Genomic DNA, 23,653 nt, shown 5'->3' on the forward strand with positions numbered 1-23,653 from the left:
GTATGTCAAGAAGTACTCCTTTAAAAAGAGTTAGAAATATAGGTATTGCAGCACATATTGATGCAGGAAAAACTACTACTAGTGAAAGAATTTTATTTTTCACTGGTATGAGTCATAAAATAGGTGAAGTTCATGATGGTGCTGCTACTATGGACTGGATGGAGCAAGAGAAAGAAAGAGGTATTACTATTACTTCTGCTGCTACAACTTGTTTTTGGAAAGATCATCAAATAAATCTTATAGACACTCCAGGCCACGTTGATTTTACAATTGAAGTTGAAAGATCTATGCGTGTTTTAGATGGTGCTGTAGCTGTATTTTGTTCTGTTGGTGGTGTTCAACCTCAAAGCGAAACCGTTTGGAGACAAGCAAATAAATATGGTGTTCCTAGAATAGTATTTGTTAATAAAATGGATAGAATCGGAGCAAATTTTTACAATGTTGAAGATCAAATTAAAAATAGATTAAAGGCTAATCCTGTTCCAATTCAAATTCCAATAGGCGCTGAAGACGAATTTAAAGGTGTTATAGATTTAGTTACTATGAAAGCTTTAGTTTGGGAAGATGATACTAAACCAACTGACTATGTAGAAAAAGAAATTCCAGCTGAATTACAAGAAAAAGCTCAAGAGTATCGTGTTAAAATGGTTGAAGCTGTTTCGGAAACATCTGATGAATTGATGGAAAAATATTTAGGTGGAGAAGAATTAACTCAAGAAGAAATTAAAGCAGGTATTAAAGCAGGTTGTTTAAATTTAAGTATAGTTCCTATGCTTTGTGGAACAGCATTTAAAAATAAAGGTGTTCAACCTTTACTTGATGCTGTTGTGGCTTATTTGCCAGCTCCTGATGAAGTTGCAAACATCAAAGGTGAATATGAAGATGGTACAGAAGTTTCTGTAAAATCAACCGATGATGGAGAATTTGCAGGACTTGCGTTTAAGATTATGACAGATCCTTTTGTTGGACAATTAACTTTCGTGCGTGTTTATAGAGGAAGCTTAGAAAGTGGTTCTTATGCGTATAATTCTACAAAAGATAAAAAAGAAAGAATTGGCCGTCTTTTAAAAATGCACTCTAACAAAAGAGAAGAAATTAAAACTTTATATGCTGGAGAAATTGGAGCTGTAGTTGGTTTAAAAGATACTTTAACAGGTGATACTTTAGCTAGTGAAAAAGATAAAGTTATCTTAGAAAGAATGGATTTTCCAGATCCTGTTATTTCTGTTGCGGTTGAGCCAAAAACAAAAGCTGATCAAGAAAAAATGTCTATTGCTCTAAATAAATTAGCACAAGAAGATCCTAGCTTTAGAGTTTCTACTGATGAAGAAAGTGGTCAAACTATCATTTCAGGTATGGGTGAGCTTCACCTAGAAATCATTGTTGATCGTATGCTTAGAGAATTTAAAGTCGAAGCTGAAGTTGGACAACCTCAGGTTGCTTATCGTGAAACTATTAGAAAAACAGTTGAACAAGAATACAAATACGCTAAACAATCAGGCGGTAGAGGTCAATATGGTCATGTATTCTTAAGACTTGAACCACTTGAGCCAGGTAGTGGATATGAATTTGTAAATGATATTAAAGGTGGTGTTATACCAAAAGAATACATACCAGCTGTTGATAAAGGTATACAAGAAGCTTTACAAAATGGTGTTTTAGCTGGGTATCCAGTTGAAGATGTAAAAGTAACTGTTTATGATGGATCTTATCATGAGGTTGATTCTTCTGAAATGGCATTTAAACTTGCTGCTTCTATGGGATTTAAAGAAGGTGCTAGAAAAGCTGGTGCTGTGATATTAGAACCTATGATGAAAGTTGAAGTTGAAACTCCTGAAGAGTATATGGGGGATGTAATCGGTGATTTAAACAAACGCCGTGGTCAAGTAAATTCTATGGATGAAAGAGGTGGTAATAAAATCATCACAGCGTTTTGTCCATTAGCTGAGATGTTTGGATATTCAACTGATCTTAGAAGTCAAACTCAAGGTAGAGCTACTTATTCTATGGAATTTGATCACTATGATGAAGTTCCAAAAAATGTTTCAGAAGAGATTATCAAAAAAAGAAATGGATAATCTATTTATTCCAAGATGAAAATTTTCATCTTGGATTTTTATGTTCTTTTGAATTTGCTAAAATGATATTATCTTCATTTATATCATAAGCTTGTCCAAAACCTTTTACAAATCTTCCTTTTTTAAAAATCAGTTGAAATAAATGAAAATCTTGCATATTTTTAATGATTTTAATAGTCTCATCTTGAGGATTTTGTTTTATGAAATTTTCAAAAATGAAATTAAATTTTTCATCTTCTCTATGAATTTCTTGTGCATTTGTTTTAAATTTAACTCTTTTTCTAGCATAAATATTAGATGAGTATTTTTCATCTTCTATGAACATTATTTCTATATTATTGTTATTATGTTTAATCCCTTCGTAATGTTCAGCAATCTCACTAATATAAATAAAAAATTCATCATTGATATGGATAATTGGAGTATAAGAACATACAGATTCATTTTTTAAATTAATAGAAGCAATATAAATACTCTTGCAATCTTTTATAAAATTTGTTATTTCTTCTTTAATTATGTTAGTTTTCATTGATAAACCTTAAATAAAAGTAGATTTTAGAGATTTTTTATAGATGAAGAATTATTCTTCATCTATATTATTTTTGCGTACAACTTTAATGCGTGCTATGCTATTGCCATCCATTTTTTTAACTTCATAGTGACAAAATTCATCATCTATTTTATCGCCAACTACTGGTAATCTACCAAGAAGATTAAATACATAGCCACCTATTGTTACTTGTTCTAATTCTTCATTAAAATTAATATCTAGAAGTTCTTCAACACCGCTAATTTCATAACGACCTTGAAATTCATAAATATTTTCTGCTAGTTTTTTATAATTTGGACTAGAATCATCATGTTCATCATTGATATCGCCAATAATTTCTTCCATAATATCTTCCATAGTCAAAATTCCAGCAGTTCCGCCATATTCATCTACGACTAATGCAGTATGAACTTGCTCTTTATTCATCATAAATAAAATTTTTGAAATGCTGATATTTTCTGGAACTAGTATCATTTTAATTAAAAAATCATCAAGATTTTTTTTGCGTCCATTAAATTCATTTTGCATGATATCTCTAATGTGTACCATACCTAAAATGACATCTTTAGAACCATCTATATAAGGAAAACGAGTATGTTTATGTTTTGAAACTACTTGCATATTTTCTTCATAACTTTTTTGTTTATTAAGACAAATCATATCTTTTCTTGGAGTCATGATTTCTTTTGCAACGGTATCTGAAAAATCAACTGCATTGCGTATGATTTCGGTTTCAAATTCATCTAAAATTCCCCCTTTTTGACTTTCACTAGCTATAAATTTAATTTCTTCTTCAGAGTGAGTTAATTCATGCTCTTTTACAGGTTTTATACCTATAATTTTTAGAGAAATTGCTGCTAAAAAATCAAAGGTTTTAATGAAAGGTAAAAAAAGCAACCAAAATAAATGCAAAGGTCTAGCTATCCATAAAACAACTTTATCAGCTATGGTTATGGCTATACTTTTTGGAACTAATTCTCCTAAAACTACATGAAGTAAAGTTATTGTCGCAAATGCTATGATAAAGGCTATAGTATGAACCAATGCTGGAGCGAGTCCTAAATTTGTTAGTGGCACTTCAAGAATTTTAGCAATAGCAGGTTCGCCTATCCACCCAAGAGCAAGTGAGCTTAAGGTAATACCTAATTGACAAGCACTAAGATAAGTATCAAGTTTAGAAGTGACATCTAAAGCTTTTTTTGCATTTGGTTTTTTTTCTTTGATCATTTCTTCAAGTTTTGATCTTCTTACTTTTACAATGCTAAATTCAGAAAGAACAAAAAAGCCATTTAAAAGCACTAAAACTAATGCAACAATAATCATAAAAGTAGAATAGCCTACATCAAGCGAGGCAACTGCAGGTAAAGTTTGATTTAAGTCTAAATATTGACTGGGGTCCAATAAAACTCCTTATTTAAAATAAAATGTTTAATTATACACAATAAAAAGTAAAATTTTAGCTTAAAATTATTTTCATTAAATTGAATTTTTATAAATTTATAGCATTTTATATTTTAAAAATAAAAAATTATTTTCTATACTCAATATTTTTTTCAAATTCATCTAAACGCTTGTAAATACTGCGTAGTTGAGTGATAGTTGTCCAATTTGTTATAAAAATACTAAAAGAACTTCTTACTTGATCAAAAGCATTGCCAACTTGTATAATGATGCCAAGTTGTATAACTCCTAAAAACAAGCTTGGAGCCATAATCAAAAAAGGCACTATAACCATAATTTGTTCAAATAAATAAAGCCATATATTAAAATATCCATAGTGTAAAAACAATCTTTTATAATTTATTTTAAGTCCTGTAAAAAGGCTTACGATGCTTTCATCGTTTGCGTAATTTTTTCTATCATCTTCAGCATATACAAGTTCTTTTCTAAATGCTGCTTCTGCTTTTTGGTTATTATATTCAAGTCCTGGAAGTTTAATACCTACAAACCAAGATATAACCAATCCTCCTAAAGAAACCAAAAATGCTATCCATACCAAAGAGCCTTTAATATCTTTTAAAATAGGCAAATTTACATGCTCGCTAAGCATCCATAATATTGGTATAAAAGCAATTAAAGTCATTAAAGCTTTTACAAAAGCAAGTCCTAAGCTTTCGATAATTTTTGAAAAATTATAAATATCTTCTTGAATTCTTTGTGAGCTACCTTCTATATTATCATCTTTTTTTTGCCAAAATTTAATATAATCAAAAGTCATAGCTTCACGCCATTTAAAGGCATAAATGCTTCCAAAATATTGTGTAATAGTAGCTATTAAAACATAAGGCAAGGCTAAATATAAAAATTGCTTTATAAAATGATAAAAATCATTAATGTTGTGATCTTTAGCATTTTGCAAAACATCATAAAAATCTTTATACCATTCATTAATAGCTACATTAATAGATGTTTGAGCTAATAAAGATCCAAGCAGAAAAAATAAGCCTAAATATGCCCATAAAGCCCATTGTTTTGATGCGAAAAACGATTTAAACATTACAACTCTTTTTGCATTTTTTCATAGTGTCTGAGTGTATTTTCATGTGCTTTAAAAATCCAGCTAAATATAATAATACAAATACTTGCTACTAAAAATCCAGGGATGATTTCATAAATTTCTAAAAAATACACACCAAAATGTTTATACATTATAACAGTTAATGCACCACTTATCATACCAGCCATAGCGCCTTCTTTGCTCATATTTTTATAAAATAAGGAAAAAAGTATCACGCTTCCAAAACTAGCACCAAATCCAGCCCAAGCATATGAAACTATACTTAAAATTTGACTTTGAGTGTCTAAAGAAAGCAAAAAAGCCATTATAGCGACAATCAAAACACCAAAGCGAGATAAAAATGTGATTTTTAAATCGCTTGTTTTTTTCTTTAAAATTTGAGTGTAAAAATCTTGTACCAAACTAGAAGCACATACTAAAAGTTGAGAGCTTGCAGTGCTCATGATAGCTGCTAAGATTGCAGAGAGTAAAATTCCAGCAACCCAAGGGTTGAAAAGAATTTGCGACATTACTATAAAAATTCTTTCAGGATCATCTAGGCTAAGATCAAATTTATAAATATAAGCTATTCCTAAAAATCCTATCATTGCAGCACCAAATAAAGATACAACCATCCAGCTTATCCCTATAAAAGTAGCAGTTGGAATTTCTTTTATATTTTTAATGGAAATAAATCTTATTAAAATATGTGGTTGTCCAAAATATCCAAGACCCCATGCAAGAGTTGAAATAACAACAATCCATCCTCCACCATCTAAGCCAAAAGCTTGCGGTTTAATTTCGTTTATGGTAGAAAAAGCCTCCCCAAAGCCCCCTAGCTCATAAATCATCACTAAAGGAATTGCGATTAAAGATCCCATCATTAATAATCCTTGGAGCATATCAGTCCAGCAAACTGCTTTGTATCCTCCTAAAAATGTATAAAGAACGATAATTATAAAGCCTATACTCAATGCTAAAATGTAAGATAAGCCAAATACGCTTTCAAATAATTTTGCGCCACTAACCAAACCAGCGCTAATATAAATAGTAAAAAATATTAAAATTACAATAGAGCCTATGGTTCTTAAAATATGCTTATCATCACAAAAACGCGTTTCAAAAAAATCAGGTATAGTGATGCATTCTTTTGCAATTTGAGAAAATATTTTTAATCTTTTAGCAACAAATGTCCAATTTAAAAACATTCCAAAGGTTAAACCAATGGCGATGTAAATTTGTCCAAGTCCAGCTGCATATAAAGCTCCAGGAAATGCCATCAAAAGCCAACTACTCATGTCAGAAGCTCCTGCGCTAAGTGCAGATACAACTGGACCCATAGACGCATTGCCTAAAAAATAATCTTTACTATTTTTATTTTTTTTATAAAAATAAAACCCAATAAAAAGCATTAAAAAAGCATAAGTAACAAAAGTTGTAATAATAGGTAGAGAAAATGTAACATTTTGTAAATTCATAACTAGCCTTATAAAATTTAAAGTAATTATTTTACTAATTTTATATTAATAATATATTATAATATTAGATTTTATTTTGTTATAAAATAATATAAAAAGTTTTTTTGTTACAATAATTTAAAATTTTTAGAGGATAAAAAATGAAAAATCTTTTAATAATAGGAGCTGGTGGGGTAAGTAGAGTAGCTACTGTAAAATGCGCTATGAATTCAGAAGTATTTAGCAAAATAACTTTAGCAAGTAGAACAAAAAGCAAATGTGATGAAATAGCTAAATTTATAAAAGAACGCTTGGGAGTGGAAATTCAAACTGCGCAAATTGATGCTGATGATAGTGAAGCTGTAGTAGAACTCATTAAAAAAACTGGTGCTCAAATTTTACTAAATGTAGCTTTACCTTATCAAGATTTAAGCTTGATGGATGCTTGCATAAAAGCAAAAATTCATTATGTAGATACAGCAAATTATGAACATCCTGATTTAGCAAAATTTGAATATAAAGAACAATGGGCAAGAAATGAAAAATTTAAAGAAGCTGGAATTTTAGGGCTTTTAGGAAGTGGTTTTGATCCTGGTGTAACTAATGTATTTTGTGCTTATGCACAACAAAATTTATTTGATGAAATTCATTATATAGATATATTAGATTGCAATGCAGGAGATCATGGTTATGCTTTTGCTACAAATTTCAATCCTGAAATAAATTTAAGAGAAGTATCTGCAAATGGAAGATACTGGGAAAATGGAAAATGGATAGAAACAAAACCTATGGAAATCAAAATGGAATGGGATTATCCAGAGGTTGGAGTAAAAGATAGTTATTTGCTTTATCATGAAGAATTAGAAAGCTTAGTAAAAAATATAAAAGGCTTAAAAAGAATAAGATTTTTTATGACTTTTGGACAAAGTTATTTAACTCATATGAAATGTTTAGAAAATGTTGGGATGCTTGGCATTAAACCTATAATGCACAAAGGTGTAGAAATAATTCCTATAGAATTTTTAAAGACTTTGCTTCCTGATCCTGCTAGCTTAGGTCCTAGAACAAAAGGATATACAAACATAGGGTGTGTTATAAGAGGCGTTAAAGATGGCAAAGATAAACAAATTTATATTTATAATGTTTGCAATCACGAAGAATGTTTTAAAGAAACAGGTGCACAAGCTGTAAGTTATACTACTGGAGTTCCTGCAATGATAGGAGCAAAGCTTATAGCTAAAGGAATTTGGAGCGGACAAGGCGTATTTAATATGGAAGAATTTAACGCTAAAGCTTTTATGGATGAGCTAAATACTCAAGGACTTCCATGGAAAATAATAGAAATGGAGCCAAATTTAGGAAAGTAAAATAAAGTCTAAAAAGTGTTGAAAAATTTAGAAAGTATAGATTGGGAACCTTTTTTGGTTTCCATTAAATTATCTTTTATTACTTGTGTGGTTTTATTTTTATTTTGTATTTTTCTTGCTTGGTTTTTTGCTTTTAAAAAATTTAAATTCAAAAATTTTTTAGAAACACTTATATCTTTACCTTTAGTTTTACCACCATCTGTCATAGGTTTTTATCTTTTAATTTTATTTTCAAAATATTCCATAGTAGGAGAATTTTTAGAGAAAAATTTTAATATATCTTTGGCTTTTACTTTTGAAGGATTAGTGATCGCTAGTTGTATTTATTCTTTACCTTTTATGTTTAATCCTTTATATTCAGCTATGTTAGCTCTTCCAAAAAATATTATAGAAGCAAGTTATTCTTTAGGAAAAAGTGCTTTAGAGACTCTTTTTAAAGTGATTTTACCAAGTATAAAACCAGCTATAATGAGTGCTTTGGTTATCACTTTTGCTCATACTATGGGCGAATTTGGCATAGTGTTAATGATAGGAGGTTCATTAAGCGGTGAAACTAAAGTAGCAAGTATAGCTATTTATGAAAGTATGGAAAATTTAGATTTTACAACCGCACATATATATAGTTTGATTTTATTGATTTTTAGTTTTGTAGTTTTATTTTGTGTAAATTTTTTTAAAAAGAAAAAAATATAATCAATTATTGTATAATTGCAAATCAAAATTTAAAGGAGAAATAATGGATAATTCATTATCTGGATATACAAAAAAATATGACAATGAAGGGTATGGATTGCAATATCCTGATGGACATGTTATTAGATTTTATGAAAGAATTTTAAAGTACAAGTTAAATAAAACGAGTGGAAATTTGCTTGATTTTGGATGTGGAAATGGTGTTCATTCTAAATATTTTCAAGATATAACAGGGGGGGGTATTAAAGCATATGGTTTAGATATAGTTCCTAGTTTAGAAAATACTTGGAAAAATGATCCAAAATTAATTACAGAAAATTTTCATGTAATTACTCCAAATTCTAGCTTTAAAGATCTGTTTAATGTTAAAATGGATTTTATTTTTGCAAATCAAAGTTTATATTATCTTCCAAATGAAAGTTTTAAACAAACTATAGATGAATTTTATCAATTGTGCAATGATAAAGCTATAATATTTGCAACCATGATAACTTCAAAAGCATACCAAGAATTTACCACAGGAAATGTTAGCGAAAATGGCCTGATGGAGGTAAAGTCTAGCCCAAGAATTAATGGAGAATCAACTTATATTAATTTTACAAATAACATTGAAGAATTAAAAGAAAAATTTAAACCATTTAAGCCATTATTTTGGGGAGATTACGAACTCATCAATCTTTATAATTTTGAAGGTAGTGTCCAACATTTTATTTATATAGGACAAAAATAATTTCTTTACTATATGTGTATATAAAAATAAATTTATATACACACCACAACCTCTTGCAAAAAACAAATTTTTATTTTTAAAATAAATTTATACCATTTTCTACCTCCCCATCCCCCTTTCTTTTTCTTTCTCTCTCAATCCCTTCCACCATTTCCACTTTCTTTTAAATTACTTATTAAAACTAAAGCTGCGAAAATCCACTTAAAATTTCTAAAATACTATTTTTCAAATCAAACCCTTTTAATGTTTTTATTTTTTTAATTTATATCCTCCATATCTTTTCCTCTAACCTAATAAAACTTTAAGCTTATATAGATATAATTTCATTTCCTTTTTTTAAAAAAAGGTAGTTAAAAATTAAGATATTTCAATCTCTAATTTTTAAATTGTTCTTTAAATTATTAATATTGTTAATCAAATCTTATAGTCAATCTTTGAAATCTAAATAAGTGATCGATTGAGCCAGAGATTTATATTATTTTATAATGTAAATCTATCATACGAATAATTCAAAGATTATTTTATTAATCTTTAAAATACTTTTTCTTTGAAGAAAAAGATTAAACTATCTATAATTTTTATGGAGAGTTTGATCCTGGCTCAGAGTGAACGCTGGCGGCGTGCCTAATACATGCAAGTCGAACGATGAAGCAACTAGCTTGCTAGTTGTGGATTAGTGGCGCACGGGTGAGTAAGGTATAGTTAATCTGCCCTACACAAGAGGACAACAGTTGGAAACGACTGCTAATACTCTATACTCCTATTTAACACAAGTTGAATAGGGAAAGTTTTTCGGTGTAGGATGAGACTATATAGTATCAGCTAGTTGGTGAGGTAATGGCTCACCAAGGCTATGACGCTTAACTGGTCTGAGAGGATGATCAGTCACACTGGAACTGAGACACGGTCCAGACTCCTACGGGAGGCAGCAGTAGGGAATATTGCGCAATGGGGGAAACCCTGACGCAGCAACGCCGCGTGGAGGATGACACTTTTCGGAGCGTAAACTCCTTTTCTTAGGGAAGAATTCTGACGGTACCTAAGGAATAAGCACCGGCTAACTCCGTGCCAGCAGCCGCGGTAATACGGAGGGTGCAAGCGTTACTCGGAATCACTGGGCGTAAAGGGCGCGTAGGCGGATTATCAAGTCTCTTGTGAAATCCAACGGCTTAACCGTTGAACTGCTTGGGAAACTGGTAATCTAGAGTGGGGGAGAGGCAGATGGAATTGGTGGTGTAGGGGTAAAATCCGTAGATATCACCAAGAATACCCATTGCGAAGGCGATCTGCTGGAACTTAACTGACGCTAAGGCGCGAAAGCGTGGGGAGCAAACAGGATTAGATACCCTGGTAGTCCACGCCCTAAACGATGTATGCTAGTTGTTGGGGTGCTAGTCATCTCAGTAATGCAGCTAACGCATTAAGCATACCGCCTGGGGAGTACGGTCGCAAGATTAAAACTCAAAGGAATAGACGGGGACCCGCACAAGCGGTGGAGCATGTGGTTTAATTCGAAGATACGCGAAGAACCTTACCTGGGCTTGATATCCTAAGAACCTTATAGAGATATGAGGGTGCTAGCTTGCTAGAACTTAGAGACAGGTGCTGCACGGCTGTCGTCAGCTCGTGTCGTGAGATGTTGGGTTAAGTCCCGCAACGAGCGCAACCCACGTATTTAGTTGCTAACGGTTTGGCCGAGCACTCTAAATAGACTGCCTTCGTAAGGAGGAGGAAGGTGTGGACGACGTCAAGTCATCATGGCCCTTATGCCCAGGGCGACACACGTGCTACAATGGCATATACAATGAGACGCAATACCGCGAGGTGGAGCAAATCTATAAAATATGTCCCAGTTCGGATTGTTCTCTGCAACTCGAGAGCATGAAGCCGGAATCGCTAGTAATCGTAGATCAGCCATGCTACGGTGAATACGTTCCCGGGTCTTGTACTCACCGCCCGTCACACCATGGGAGTTGATTTCACTCGAAGCCGGAATACTAAACTAGTTACCGTCCACAGTGGAATCAGCGACTGGGGTGAAGTCGTAACAAGGTAACCGTAGGAGAACCTGCGGTTGGATCACCTCCTTTCTAGAGTACAAACTGATAAGTCTCACAACTATCAGTTCATATAAACTCAATCATCCTTGTTTAGATTTCAAAGATTGATGAAAAGCTAATTTTGGGGAATTAGCTCAGCTGGGAGAGCGCCTGCTTTGCACGCAGGAGGTCAGCGGTTCGATCCCGCTATTCTCCACCATTTATTAAGGGCCTATAGCTCAGCTGGTTAGAGTGCACCCCTGATAAGGGTGAGGTCACAAGTTCAAGTCTTGTTAGGCCCACCATAAAAAAGATTTGTTTATCAATTAATTAAAAGTTTTAAAACTTAAAGTAAGTATATGAGTAATTATATTTACTTTAGGTTTTAAGACCTAAGCTAAATAAAATATTTGAATAAAATACTTTTATTTAATGTTATTTGAATTATCATTGTTAAGAGTCACAAGCAAGTTTTAATAAAAACAATTTTACAGGACTTGTTAAAGAATAAAATTATTATTATCTTTGCTTTAATCTTGAAAGATTAAAGATAAGTTTTAAACTCACAGCTTATTAGCTATATTTAGTTATTAAGTGTTTAAATGCTTTCCGTCTTAAGATAGTAAGGTTTTATTATAAAAACTTTAACAAGGAAGTGATGCGTTTTAGAATAAAAGGTAAAAAAGGTAAGCTATTAAGAGCGAATGGTGGATGCCTTGGCTGGTAAAGGCGATGAAGGACGTACTAGACTGCGATAAGCTACGGGGAGCTGTCAAGAAGCTTTGATCCGTAGATTTCCGAATGGGGCAACCCAGTATATAGAGATATATACTACCATAATGGAGCGAACGTAGGGAATTGAAACATCTTAGTACCTACAGGAAAAGAAATCAATAGAGATTGCGTCAGTAGCGGCGAGCGAAAGCGCAAGAGGGCAAACCCAGTGCTTGCACTGGGGGTTGTAGGACTGCAATGTGCAATAGGTGAGGTTAGTAGAACACTCTGGAAAGTGTAGCCATAGAGGGTGATAGTCCCGTATACGAAAACCAAACCTTAGCTAGCAGTATCCTGAGTAGGGCGGGACACGAGGAATCCTGTCTGAAGCTGGGTCGACCACGATCCAACCCTAAATACTAATACCAGACCGATAGTGCACAAGTACCGTGAGGGAAAGGTGAAAAGAACTGAGGTGATCAGAGTGAAATAGAACCTGAAACCATTTGCTTACAATCATTCAGAGCACTATGTAGCAATACAGTGTGATGGACTGCCTTTTGCATAATGAGCCTGCGAGTTGTGGTGTCTGGCAAGGTTAAGCACACGCGAAGCCGTAGCGAAAGCGAGTCTGAATAGGGCGATTAAGTCAGATGCTGCAGACCCGAAACGAAGTGATCTATCCATGAGCAAGTTGAAGCTAGTGTAAGAACTAGTGGAGGACTGAACCGATAGGCGTTGAAAAGCCCCCGGATGACTTGTGGATAGGGGTGAAAGGCCAATCAAACTTCGTGATAGCTGGTTCTCTCCGAAATATATTTAGGTATAGCGTTGTGTCGTAACTAAAGGGGTAGAGCACTGAATGGGCTAGGGCATACACCAATGTACCAAACCCTATCAAACTCCGAATACCTTTAGTGTAATCACAGCAGTCAGGCGGCGAGTGATAAAATCCGTCGTCAAGAGGGAAACAACCCAGACTACCAGCTAAGGTCCCTAAATCTTACTTAAGTGGAAAACGATGTGAAGTTACTTAAACAACCAGGAGGTTGGCTTAGAAGCAGCCATCCTTTAAAGAAAGCGTAATAGCTCACTGGTCTAGTGATTTTGCGCGGAAAATATAACGGGGCTAAAGTAAGTACCGAAGCTGTAGACTTGACTTTGTCAAGTGGTAGGAGAGCGTTCTATTTGCGTCGAAGGTATACCGGTAAGGAGTGCTGGAGCGAATAGAAGTGAGCATGCAGGCATGAGTAGCGATAATTAATGTGAGAATCATTAACGCCGTAAACCCAAGGTTTCCTACGCGATGCTCGTCATCGTAGGGTTAGTCGGGTCCTAAGCCGAGTCCGAAAGGGGTAGGCGATGGCAAATTGGTTAATATTCCAATACCAACATTAGTGTGCGATGGAAGGACGCTTAGGGCTAAGCATTGCTAGCGGATGGAAGTGCTAGTTGAAAGTCGTAGGAGCTTATATAGGCAAATCCGTATAAGAATACTCCGAGAACCTATAAGCTTTTTGAAGTCTTCGGATGGATAAGAGTAATGCTGATGCCGTCGAGCCAAGAAAAGTTTCTAAGTTTAGCTAATGTTGCCCGTACCGTAAACCGACACAGGTGGGTGGGATGAGTATTCTAAGGCGCGTGGAAGAACTCTCTTTAAGGAACTCTGCAAAATAGCACCGTATCTTCGGTATAAGGTGTGGTTCGCTTTGTATTAGGATTTACTCCGAAAGCAAAGAAACTTACAACAAAGAGTCCCTCCCGACTGTTTACCAAAAACACAGCACTCTGCTAACTCGTAAGAGGATGTATAGGGTGTGACGCCTGCCCGGTGCTCGAAGGTTAATTGATGGGGTTAGCATTAGCGAAGCTCTTGATCGAAGCCCGAGTAAACGGCGGCCGTAACTATAACGGTCCTAAGGTAGCGAAATTCCTTGTCGGTTAAATACCGACCTGCATGAATGGCGTAACGAGATGGGAGCTGTCTCAAAGAGGGATCCAGTGAAATTGTAGTGGAGGTGAAAATTCCTCCTACCCGCGGCAAGACGGAAAGACCCCGTGGACCTTTACTACAGCTTGACACTGCTATTTGGATAAGAATGTGCAGGATAGGTGGGAGGCTTTGAGTATATGACGCCAGTTGTATATGAGCCGTTGTTGAGATACCACTCTTTCTTATTTGGGTAGCTAACCAGCTTGAGTTATCCTCAAGTGGGACAATGTCTGGTGGGTAGTTTGACTGGGGCGGTCGCCTCCCAAATAATAACGGAGGCTTACAAAGGTTGGCTCAGAACGGTTGGAAATCGTTCGTAGAGTATAAAGGTATAAGCCAGCTTAACTGCAAGACATACAAGTCAAGCAGGGACGAAAGTCGGTCTTAGTGATCCGGTGGTTCTGTGTGGAAGGGCCATCGCTCAAAGGATAAAAGGTACCCCGGGGATAACAGGCTGATCTCCCCCAAGAGCTCACATCGACGGGGAGGTTTGGCACCTCGATGTCGGCTCATCGCATCCTGGGCTGGAGCAGGTCCCAAGGGTATGGCTGTTCGCCATTTAAAGCGGTACGCGAGCTGGGTTCAGAACGTCGTGAGACAGTTCGGTCCCTATCTGCCGTGGGCGTAAGAAGATTGAAGAGATTTGACCCTAGTACGAGAGGACCGGGTTGAACAAACCACTGGTGTAGCTGTTGTTCTGCCAAGAGCATCGCAGCGTAGCTAAGTTTGGAACGGATAAACGCTGAAAGCATCTAAGCGTGAAGCCAACTCTAAGATGAATCTTCTCTAAGCTCTCTAGAAGACTACTAGTTTGATAGGCTGGGTGTGTAATGGATGAAAGTCCTTTAGCTGACCAGTACTAATAGAGCGTTTGGCTTATCTTATTTAAGCATCACTTCCTTGTTAAGGTTTTTCATAATAAATCTTAATAAGAGTTTTTATAAAACTTGCTCTTAACATTGTTTTTTAAGTATTCTTATAAAGAATATTTAAATAACAATGTCCGTGATTATACAGATGTGGAGACGCCTTGATCCATCCCGAACCAAGAAGCTAAGCACATCGTGGGTGATGATACTACGCCTTACTGGCAGGGGGAAAGTAGCTCATTGCGGACTTGTTAATTACTTATTTTTATTCTTCTATTTGTATTAATTCTTTATAGTTTAATTTATTTACTAGCTTTTATTTTTATCAATTCTTTATTATTTATTTATATTTTTTATTTGTTGGATTTTTTATAAATAATTTAAATGTTTTTAGGGTTTTAGGGATTAATTATCGTTGATATTTTATTCTTTCTTAATGTTTATATCTTTTTTTATTTTTAGTTTTTTTAGTTTTTTTAGTTTTTTTAGTTTTTTTAGTTTTTTTAGTTTTTTTAGTTTTTTTAGTTTTTTTAGTTTTTTTAGTTTTTTTAGTTTTTTTAGTTTTTTTAGTTTTTTTAGTTTTTTTAGTTTTTTTAGTTTTTTTAGTTTTTTTAGTTTTTTTAGTTTTTTTAGTTTTTTTAGTTTTTACTTAGGTTAAATTATTGATTAAGATTAGTTTGTGTTAATTATATTTATAAGTATTGGTAATTATATTTAGTTTGTTTGTATTTGTTGATTGTAGTTTGGATTTTAGTTTATTTATTGGATTAGGATTTGTTTTTAATATACAAATTTATTAATATATTTATTTATGAATTAATTTTAGTTTTTTTATTTGTTTTTAGTTTTTAATCCTTTAAATGTTTTTATGGGTTTATAATTAAATTAGTTATTAAGTGAGTTTGAGTGATTGAGTGATTGAGTGATTGAGTGATTGAGTGATTGAGTGATTGAGTGATTGAGTGATTGAGTGATTGAGTGATTGAGTGATTGAGTGATTGAGTGATTGAGTGATTGAGTGATTGAGTGATTGAGTGATTGAGTGATTGAGTGATTGAGTGATTGAGTGAGTTTGGCGGGCGAAAAATAAAAAAGCTTATAGATTATGAATTTAGTTTTTTATTAGGATGTATGGTTTTTGTATAGAGATGATAAAGATTATAATTAAGGTATTTTTTGGAGGGGTTATTTTATTTTATTTAAAGATTTTTAGTTTTTTAGGTTGGGTTTTTGAAAAAAAAGGAGGTTAAGTTTGATAAATTGATTGATACTGGTTAGTTTAATTACAACAAGCATATAAAGATATTAATAAAATATTAAATTATAAAAAAATATAGTTTTTATATAAAAGCAAATTTTAGTAAAATACAAATTATTTTTTTATAATATGATGTAAGATTATTGATGATTTTTTAATATGAAAAAAGTTAGAAAATAATATTTATTATAATAAATTGTGTTTTTAAATTTGTAAGATAACTTTTAAGTGATGATTATAAAAGTGTAAGGTTATGTAAGTTTGTGGGATAAAATTTTTTTAGCGTAATTTGAAAATTTATTATTTAATATATTTGGATTAGTATATTTAATTGTATTAGATAACTTTTTGATTATTAGTTTTTATGAGAGTTTGTGAAAAACAAGAATTATATATGATTAGATTGATTTTAAATTTTTGTGATTAATATTTGTAGCTTGTATGTTAAATTGTAATAAGTAATATTTTATAAAGTGTTGCTTGTATTTGGATAATTATATAAAGATATTGGTATAAATTAAAACATAAAGATAATTTGAAGTAAAATTAATATTTAGTTAAATTAAAAATTGGAAGATTATATTTTTTTATATTAAGAGTTGTTATTGTGTTTGTAGTGATTAGAAAGTTTCTATAAGAGTTTGACTAGTTTAGGTAAAATTATATAATTTATAAAATGAGTAGAGAAGTTAATGGTTTGTTGTTGAGGGTTGTAAAATAAGAAAATTTAGATTTTGTGTGATATTTGCATTAATGGATTTTTTATAGATTAGTTTAAATTTTAATTATTAAAACAAGCAAGCAAATATAAGATTTGTTTTTTAATTTTTTAGATGTTATTGGAATACTGAAAATATAAAATATCTTTAAAAATGATATATGATATTAAACGGGGCAATGCTTTATGGTGTTAGTTAAATTAATGGAATATTTAAAATATAATAATATTTTTTTAAGCGGTGGAGCTGGAGTAGGAAAATCTTTTTTAATTTCTAGGCTAATAAAAGAGTATAGGAAAAATGGTAAGATAGTCATAGCTTTGGGTTCAACAGGAATCAGTGCATTCAACATAGGCGGAGTTACGCTACATAGTTTTTTTAGATTTGGTAGGTGTGCAAGTCATGATGAATTATATTATGAAGATAGAAAGCAAAAAGATAAAATAGAAAAATTAAAAAGAATTTTAAAACAATGTGATTTATTAATCATAGATGAAATTTCTATGGTTAGTGCTTTGATTATGGATATGATTTATTATAGACTCACTCGACTTGAATTTAATGGTAAATTAGTCGTTGTTGGAGATTTCTTTCAGCTTCCACCTGTTGTGCGAAAAGAACAACAAAATTCATTATTTCAAGACAGTCATTATGCCTTTGCATCAAATGCTTGGAATGAATTTAATTTTATAAATGTCAAACTTACTTTATCCAAAAGAACTAGTGATAATAAATTTTATGAGTATTTGTTTTATATTAGATTAGGTCAAATAAATGATGAGATTATAAAATATTTAAAATCCAAATTAGTAGATAAAAATAAATTACTCTCTTATGAAGATAATTATACTTTATTATGCGCAACCAATAAAAAAACAAATTTTATCAATGAAGTAAAATTAAAAAATTTAAAAACAAAAGAATATATTTTTAATGCTACATTTGAAAAAATGGATTTAAATTTAGATGATAAAAGTTTTAAGCAGTGGATTGATGGTTTAAATCTAATGCAAAATTTAAAAATAAAAATTGGAGCTAAGATAATTTTTTGTGTCAATAATAAAGAAGAAAACTATTATAACGGAGAACAAGGAAAAGTTATAGATATTTCATATGAAAACGATGAGTGTTTTATTGTGATAGAAAAGAGCAATGGTGAAATATTAAAACTAAAGCCATATGAGTGTCTTTTGGAAGATTATGAGTTAGATAATGAAAATAAAATAGAAGTTAAAATAAAGGCTAAATTTATACAATATCCTATAAAATTAGCATATGCTATAACTATACACAAATCACAAGGAATGAGCATAGATAAATTAATTTGTGATATAGATGGGATTTTTGAAAAAGGGCAATTGTATGTTTGTTTATCAAGGGCCATTGATCCTAATAATTTAAAAATTACATACAATTATCAATTTTCTTTCGAAGATTATTTTTTAAAAATTTTAAAATTTGATAAAAAAGTTAAAGAATTTTATTTAAATACATATTTTATTGACTTAGAAGAGGAAAATTCAAATGAAATGGATAATATTTAGTTTTATAATAGTTGTAAATATCTTTGCAAATACTTTAAGTATTGAAAATTTTAAAACTGATTTGTATTCAAAAACTGGAAATAATGTATTAAAAACTATAGAATTAAATTTAGAATTTGAAGGCGAAAATTTAGAGGAAAAAAAGATTATAGATGCTTTAAATACTATAATTTCTAGTTATTTTTATGAAGATTTATTTACCGAGATTGGTAAAACTAACTTTAAAGAAACCTTGCTTAAATTTAGCAATAAAAAATACAAAACTCAAATTAAAAATATTTATCTTTTAAAAGTTAATTCTGTAAAAGAATTTGATATAGAAGAATTGAAAAAATTCTTACAAGAATTAGACCCTAAAGAGGAAAAAATCACAAAATCACAAAATCTAGTAAAAGAAGAAAAATCTACAAAAGAAGAAAAGCCAACAAAAGAAGAGCATAATAGCACTAAAATTCAAGATTTAAACACCAGTGGTGAAAAAATAAATTCAGATTTTAATACCACTATAGACAAAGAAGCAAATGTTAGCAAAGAAGCTATGGATATGATTTTAAAAACTATGGAAAATTCTCAAATGCAAATGCTTGCTCCAAGCAAAAATGAAGAGTTGTTTAAAGAATTACCTTTTTAATTAACGCACGATATCGTAGTGATTTGGAATTTTTGGTATAAATATATTTTCTTTTATATTTTGATTAAATTTTTGATTAAAAAATTCAATGATAATGGTATTTTGCAGCTCATCTTTATAAGAAATATTTGTTAAAGTATCATTTTTTAATTTAATTTTATATTGGATATTTTCATAGGTTGCTTCATAAGTATCTTGAGATATTTTTTTAGCTTGTTTAAAAATTTGTTGTAGGTTTGGTAAATTTTGTATTTTTGTGAAAATTACTTGTTCTAGTTGTGGTTCAATGATTGTTATTTCGTGTTTATTGATATAAATTTGTTTTGAAATAGGATAAGTATAATTCCAAAATGCTTTATTTTGAGTGATAATAAAATTTCCTTTATACTCTAGTGAAGATTTGTTACTATGTACTTTTTGCACAAAATCACTACTAAAATTTTTAAAATTAACATCAAAAGCTAAAAGTTGTAAAAATGTAAAAAACAATATCAGGATATATCTCATATTTCAAGCCTTAATTTTATTTTTTAAATTATATAAAATTTGCATAAATAAAGATTTTATATAGTTCTAATCAAAATAAAGATATAATATTTTTTATTCTTATAAAAGGGCAAAAAATGTTTTCTAGTATATTTAAAGCAATATTTGGGACTAAAAATGATAGAGAAATAAAAAAATATTTAAAAAGAGTAGCTCAAATCAATGCTTTAGAAGCAAAATATCAAAATTTAAACGATGAAGAATTAAAAAAAGCTTTTGAAAATTTTCAACTTCAAATTCAAAATGAACAAGCCACTTTAGATCAAATTTTAAATGATGTATTTGCGATCGTAAGAGAGGTTGGCAAAAGAACTTTAAATATGCGTCATTTTGATGTGCAACTTATAGGTGGTATGGTATTACACGAGGGCAAGATAGCTGAAATGAAAACAGGTGAGGGTAAAACTTTGGTAGCGACTTTACCTGTTGTTTTAAATGCTATGAGTAAAAAAGGTGTGCATGTAGTTACTGTCAATGATTACCTAGCAAAAAGAGATGCAGAGCAAATGAGCGCTATATACAATTTTTTAGGTTTTAGTGTGGGTGTAATTCTTTCTGAGCAAAATAGCGATGAGGCTCATAAAAAAGCTTATAAATGTGATATAACTTATGGCACAAATAATGAATTTGGTTTTGATTATTTGCGTGATAATATGAAATTTTCTAGTTTAGAAAAGGTTCAAAGAGAACATAATTTTGTAATCGTTGATGAAGTGGATAGTATTTTAATTGATGAAGCAAGAACTCCGCTTATCATAAGTGGTCCTACTAATAGAACTTTAGATGGTTATATTAAGGCAAATGATGTGGCTAAGCAAATGCAAAAAGGTCAGGCAGCTGCCACTCCTCAAGAATTACCAAGTGGGGATTTTGTAGTTGATGAGAAAAATAGAACTATAATGCTAACAGAAGCTGGAATTTCAAAAGCTGAAAAGCTATTTGGTGTAGAAAATTTATATAGTCTTGATAATGCTATTTTGGCTCATCAATTAGATCAGGCTTTAAAAGCACATAATCTTTTTGAAAAAGATGTGCATTATGTTGTAAGAGAAAAAGAAGTCATTATAGTTGATGAATTTACAGGTCGTTTGAGCGAAGGAAGGCGCTTTAGCGATGGTTTGCATCAAGCGCTTGAGGCAAAAGAAGGGGTAAAAATTCAAGAAGAAAGTCAAACTCTAGCAGATATTACTTTTCAAAATTATTTTAGAATGTATAAAAAGATAGCCGGTATGACAGGAACTGCACAAACTGAAGCTACAGAATTTTCACAAATTTATAGTTTAGATGTTGTATCTATTCCTACAAATATACCTGTTGCAAGGATAGATAAAGATGATTTAATTTATAAAACACAAAATGAAAAATTTAAAGCAGTGATTGAAGAAATCAAAAAAGCCAATGCTAAAGGCCAGCCTGTCTTAGTTGGCACTGCAAGTATAGAACGAAGTGAAGTTTTTCATAATATGCTTGTAAAAGAACGCATTCCTCATCATGTACTTAATGCTAAAAATCACGAACAAGAAGCTTTAATTATCCAAGATGCTGGTAAAAAAGGTGCTGTTACTATTGCTACTAATATGGCAGGTCGTGGTGTAGATATAAAAATAGATGATGAAGTAAGAGCATTAGGTGGGCTTTATATCATAGGAACAGAACGCCATGAAAGTAGAAGAATAGACAATCAACTTCGTGGTCGTGCAGGAAGACAAGGTGATCCTGGTATGAGTAGATTTTATCTAAGTGTTGAAGATAATCTTTTGAGAATTTTTGGCGGTGATCGCATTAAAAATATCATGGATAGATTGGGTATAGAAGAGGGTGAGCATATAGAAAGTCGTATTGTTACAAGAGCTGTAGAAAATGCCCAAAAAAAGGTTGAAAGTTTGCATTTTGAAAGCAGAAAACATTTGCTTGAGTATGATGATGTAGCTAATGAGCAAAGAAAAACAATTTACAATTATAGAAATGAATTGTTAGATGAAAATTATAATCTTCAGGAGAAAATTTTAAAAAATATTAGCGAGTATAGTAATCATATAGTAAGTCAAATTTATGTTAATGCAGAACTTGAAGAAAATGTAAAGCATTTTGATGCCTTAAAACAAAAGATAAATTATGAGTGTAATATAGAATTAAAAGAAGAAGATTTTAAAGACTTAAATGAAATTGAAGCCGAAAATAAGCTTGGTGAAATTTTAGAACATGCTTATAAAGAAAAAATGAGTATTATCGTTGAAAAAGAGGCTAGAAAAATTGAGAGAATTTTGTATCTTCAAATTTTAGACAATCTTTGGAGAGAACATTTATATCAAATGGATATTTTAAAAACAGGTATAGGTTTGAGAAGTTATAACCAAAAAGATCCATTGGTTGAATATAAAAAAGAAAGCTATAATCTTTTTATGGAGCTTGTAGAACGCATAAAATTTGATAGCTTAAAATTGCTATTTAATGTAGTATTTACACAACAAGAAGCTAAAAATTTTGAAGAAAAATCGCATGAGCAAAATGAAAAAATTATTGCTAGTACCACAGAAAGTGGTGTAGATGAAGATGGAAACATGGAAATTAAGAAAGTTCCAAGAAATTCCCCATGCCCTTGTGGAAGTGGAAAAAAATATAAAGATTGTCATGGCAAAAGTGGGCCAAAAAAAGGCATTTTAGCATAAGGTTTATGAATGAATTTGGTAATAGTTGAAGATGATATTAATATGAGAAAATCGCTTGAAATAGCATTGAGCGAGTATGAAGAATTTAAAATAAAATCTTATAAATCAGCCACAGAAGCTTTGAAAAAATTAAACGATGATGTTGATTTAATTATTACAGATATTAATATGCCAGGGATTGATGGGATAGAATTTGTTCAAGCTTGTGAGAATAAATATGATTTTATTATCATCACAGGAAATGCAACTTTAAATCGTGCTATAGAAGCGGTAAGACTAGGCGTTAAAGACTTTTTGGTTAAGCCTTTTGATATTAATACTTTAGTTACTGCTATTAAAAGAGCTAAAATTATACAAGAAAAAACTTCTAAAAAAAGCACAAAAAAGACTGAAAAACAAGAAGTTAAAGAAGATTTTTTTGGAAAATCTCAAGCTTTAGAGCATTGCTTAAATTTAGCAAGCAAGGCTGCTAAAACTGATGCTAGCGTTTTATTGTTTGGAGAAAGTGGCGTAGGAAAGGAAGTTTTTGCTAATTATATACATAAAAATTCAAAAAGAGCTTCCAAGCCATTTATAGCTATTAATATGGCAGCTATTCCTGCTAACTTAATTGAAAGTGAGTTGTTTGGCTTTGAAAAAGGTGCCTTTACGGATGCTAATGCTACTAAGATAGGGCTTTTTGAATTAGCTAATGAAGGAACCTTGTTTTTAGATGAAATTGGTGAGATGCCTTATGAGATACAAGCAAAATTACTAAGAGCATTGCAAGAAAAAGAAATTACTAGATTAGGTGGAACTAAGAGTGTCAAAATAGATGTTAGAATAGTAAGCGCAACAAATGCAAATATAGAAAAAAAGATTGAAAATAATGAATTTAGACAAGATTTATATTATAGATTAAACACTATTCCTGTTAATATTCCACCACTTAGACAAAGACAAGATGAAATTTTACAAATTGCGCAAAAAGTATTACTAGATACTTGCAAAGAATATGAATTTACAGAAAAAAAATTGAGCAAGCAAGCTCAAAATGCTTTATTATCTTATGATTTTCCAGGTAACATCAGAGAGCTTATTTCTATCATACAAAGAGCTTGTATTTTGAGCGAAAGCGATGAAATTAGCGAGCAAGATTTATTTTTAGAAAGCAGAAAAAGCAAAGATATAAAAAATTTAGAAAAAGAATTAATCTTAGAAGCATTAAAAAATTCAAGTGATATTGCTCAAGCAGCTAAATTAATAGGCATGAGTGAGCAAATTTTTTGTGAAAAAATGAAAAAATACAATATTAACTAA

At 31.4% G+C, this 23,653-nt stretch carries 13 protein-coding genes, 2 tRNA genes and 3 rRNA genes; 13 read left to right on the forward strand and 5 right to left on the reverse strand.

Features of this window, described 5'->3' with window-relative positions; all coding sequences use genetic code 11:
* The first annotated feature begins 2 nt into the window (after positions 1–2).
* Positions 3–2,078, forward strand: coding sequence for an elongation factor G (gene fusA / locus CVOLT_RS02250; RefSeq protein WP_039665257.1), 2,076 nt, complete (start codon positions 3–5; stop codon positions 2,076–2,078).
* 25 nt (positions 2,079–2,103) lie between these two features.
* Here the strand turns inward: fusA and CVOLT_RS02255 are convergent, their stop codons facing one another.
* From CVOLT_RS02255 to putP, 4 genes are all read right to left on the reverse strand, one after another.
* Positions 2,104–2,607: a heme oxygenase, HugZ family gene (locus CVOLT_RS02255; RefSeq protein WP_052243156.1), complete on the reverse strand. Its 504-nt coding sequence runs from the start codon at positions 2,605–2,607 to the stop codon at positions 2,104–2,106.
* A gap of 51 nt (positions 2,608–2,658) precedes the next feature.
* Positions 2,659–4,029, reverse strand: a complete 1,371-nt coding sequence (locus tag CVOLT_RS02260; RefSeq protein ID WP_039665258.1) for a hemolysin family protein — start codon at positions 4,027–4,029, stop codon at positions 2,659–2,661.
* Between the two features lie 127 nt (positions 4,030–4,156).
* The gene (locus tag CVOLT_RS02265) at positions 4,157–5,125 is read right to left on the reverse strand and encodes a putative transporter (RefSeq protein ID WP_039665259.1); all 969 of its coding nucleotides are present in this window, start codon (positions 5,123–5,125) and stop codon (positions 4,157–4,159) included.
* Complete coding sequence (gene putP, locus CVOLT_RS02270) at positions 5,125–6,603, reverse strand: sodium/proline symporter PutP (protein WP_039665260.1); 1,479 nt, start codon at positions 6,601–6,603, stop codon at positions 5,125–5,127. The genes CVOLT_RS02265 and putP overlap by 1 nt, the downstream gene beginning before the upstream one ends.
* Positions 6,604–6,743: 140 nt before the next feature.
* Between putP and CVOLT_RS02275 the strand changes: the two genes are divergently transcribed.
* The 10 genes from CVOLT_RS02275 to CVOLT_RS02325 all read left to right on the forward strand — a co-directional run bounded on the left by CVOLT_RS02275 (position 6,744) and on the right by CVOLT_RS02325 (position 19,139).
* Positions 6,744–7,949, forward strand: a complete 1,206-nt coding sequence (locus tag CVOLT_RS02275) for a saccharopine dehydrogenase family protein (protein ID WP_039665261.1) — start codon at positions 6,744–6,746, stop codon at positions 7,947–7,949.
* Between the two features lie 18 nt (positions 7,950–7,967).
* The gene (gene modB, locus CVOLT_RS02280) at positions 7,968–8,642 is read left to right on the forward strand and encodes a molybdate ABC transporter permease subunit (protein WP_132038079.1); all 675 of its coding nucleotides are present in this window, start codon (positions 7,968–7,970) and stop codon (positions 8,640–8,642) included.
* Positions 8,643–8,685: 43 nt separating this feature from the next.
* Complete coding sequence (locus tag CVOLT_RS02285) at positions 8,686–9,372, forward strand: methyltransferase domain-containing protein (protein ID WP_039665263.1); 687 nt, start codon at positions 8,686–8,688, stop codon at positions 9,370–9,372.
* 577 nt (positions 9,373–9,949) lie between these two features.
* Positions 9,950–11,462, forward strand: a 16S ribosomal RNA gene (locus tag CVOLT_RS02290).
* 93 nt (positions 11,463–11,555) lie between these two features.
* Positions 11,556–11,631 (forward strand) — tRNA-Ala (locus CVOLT_RS02295).
* A gap of 8 nt (positions 11,632–11,639) precedes the next feature.
* Positions 11,640–11,716, forward strand: a tRNA-Ile gene (locus CVOLT_RS02300).
* 379 nt (positions 11,717–12,095) lie between these two features.
* Positions 12,096–15,002, forward strand: a 23S ribosomal RNA gene (locus tag CVOLT_RS02305).
* A 117-nt stretch (positions 15,003–15,119) separates the two neighbouring features.
* Positions 15,120–15,236 (forward strand): 5S ribosomal RNA (gene rrf, locus CVOLT_RS02310).
* Together the 16S, 23S and 5S rRNA genes with 2 tRNA genes alongside form the textbook arrangement of a ribosomal RNA operon.
* A 1,916-nt stretch (positions 15,237–17,152) precedes the next feature.
* Positions 17,153–18,508, forward strand: coding sequence for an ATP-dependent DNA helicase (locus tag CVOLT_RS02320; protein ID WP_039666243.1), 1,356 nt, complete (start codon positions 17,153–17,155; stop codon positions 18,506–18,508).
* Positions 18,489–19,139 (forward strand): flagellar basal body-associated FliL family protein, encoded by a 651-nt coding sequence (locus CVOLT_RS02325; RefSeq protein ID WP_052243158.1) that lies wholly within the window; start codon positions 18,489–18,491, stop codon positions 19,137–19,139. The genes CVOLT_RS02320 and CVOLT_RS02325 overlap by 20 nt, the downstream gene beginning before the upstream one ends.
* On the opposite strand, the gene lolA is transcribed toward CVOLT_RS02325, so the two are convergent.
* On the reverse strand, positions 19,140–19,646 hold the full coding sequence (gene lolA / locus CVOLT_RS02330; RefSeq protein ID WP_039665264.1) for a LolA-like outer membrane lipoprotein chaperone: 507 nt from the start codon (positions 19,644–19,646) through the stop codon (positions 19,140–19,142).
* A 116-nt stretch (positions 19,647–19,762) separates the two neighbouring features.
* On the opposite strand from lolA, the gene secA reads away from it, so the two are divergent.
* Complete coding sequence (gene secA / locus CVOLT_RS02335) at positions 19,763–22,354, forward strand: preprotein translocase subunit SecA (RefSeq protein ID WP_039665265.1); 2,592 nt, start codon at positions 19,763–19,765, stop codon at positions 22,352–22,354.
* A gap of 9 nt (positions 22,355–22,363) precedes the next feature.
* Positions 22,364–23,653 (forward strand): sigma-54-dependent transcriptional regulator, encoded by a 1,290-nt coding sequence (locus tag CVOLT_RS02340; protein WP_039665266.1) that lies wholly within the window; start codon positions 22,364–22,366, stop codon positions 23,651–23,653.

Origin of the sequence: Campylobacter volucris, from assembly GCF_008245045.1 — a bacterium.
GTDB classification, from domain to species: Bacteria; Campylobacterota; Campylobacteria; order Campylobacterales; family Campylobacteraceae; genus Campylobacter_D; species Campylobacter_D volucris.

Excerpts from the sequence above, each read along its gene's own strand:
- fusA (WP_039665257.1), top strand. The coding sequence starts at position 3 with ATGTCAAGAAGTACTCCTTTAAAAAGAGTTAGAAATATAGGTATTGCA.
- CVOLT_RS02255 (WP_052243156.1), bottom strand. The coding sequence starts at position 2,607 with ATGAAAACTAACATAATTAAAGAAGAAATAACAAATTTTATAAAAGAT.
- CVOLT_RS02265 (WP_039665259.1), bottom strand. The coding sequence starts at position 5,125 with ATGTTTAAATCGTTTTTCGCATCAAAACAATGGGCTTTATGGGCATAT.
- putP (WP_039665260.1), bottom strand. The coding sequence starts at position 6,603 with ATGAATTTACAAAATGTTACATTTTCTCTACCTATTATTACAACTTTT.
- CVOLT_RS02275 (WP_039665261.1), top strand. The coding sequence starts at position 6,744 with ATGAAAAATCTTTTAATAATAGGAGCTGGTGGGGTAAGTAGAGTAGCT.
- CVOLT_RS02285 (WP_039665263.1), top strand. The coding sequence starts at position 8,686 with ATGGATAATTCATTATCTGGATATACAAAAAAATATGACAATGAAGGG.
- CVOLT_RS02325 (WP_052243158.1), top strand. The coding sequence starts at position 18,489 with ATGAAATGGATAATATTTAGTTTTATAATAGTTGTAAATATCTTTGCA.
- lolA (WP_039665264.1), bottom strand. The coding sequence starts at position 19,646 with ATGAGATATATCCTGATATTGTTTTTTACATTTTTACAACTTTTAGCT.
- secA (WP_039665265.1), top strand. The coding sequence starts at position 19,763 with ATGTTTTCTAGTATATTTAAAGCAATATTTGGGACTAAAAATGATAGA.
- CVOLT_RS02340 (WP_039665266.1), top strand. The coding sequence starts at position 22,364 with ATGAATTTGGTAATAGTTGAAGATGATATTAATATGAGAAAATCGCTT.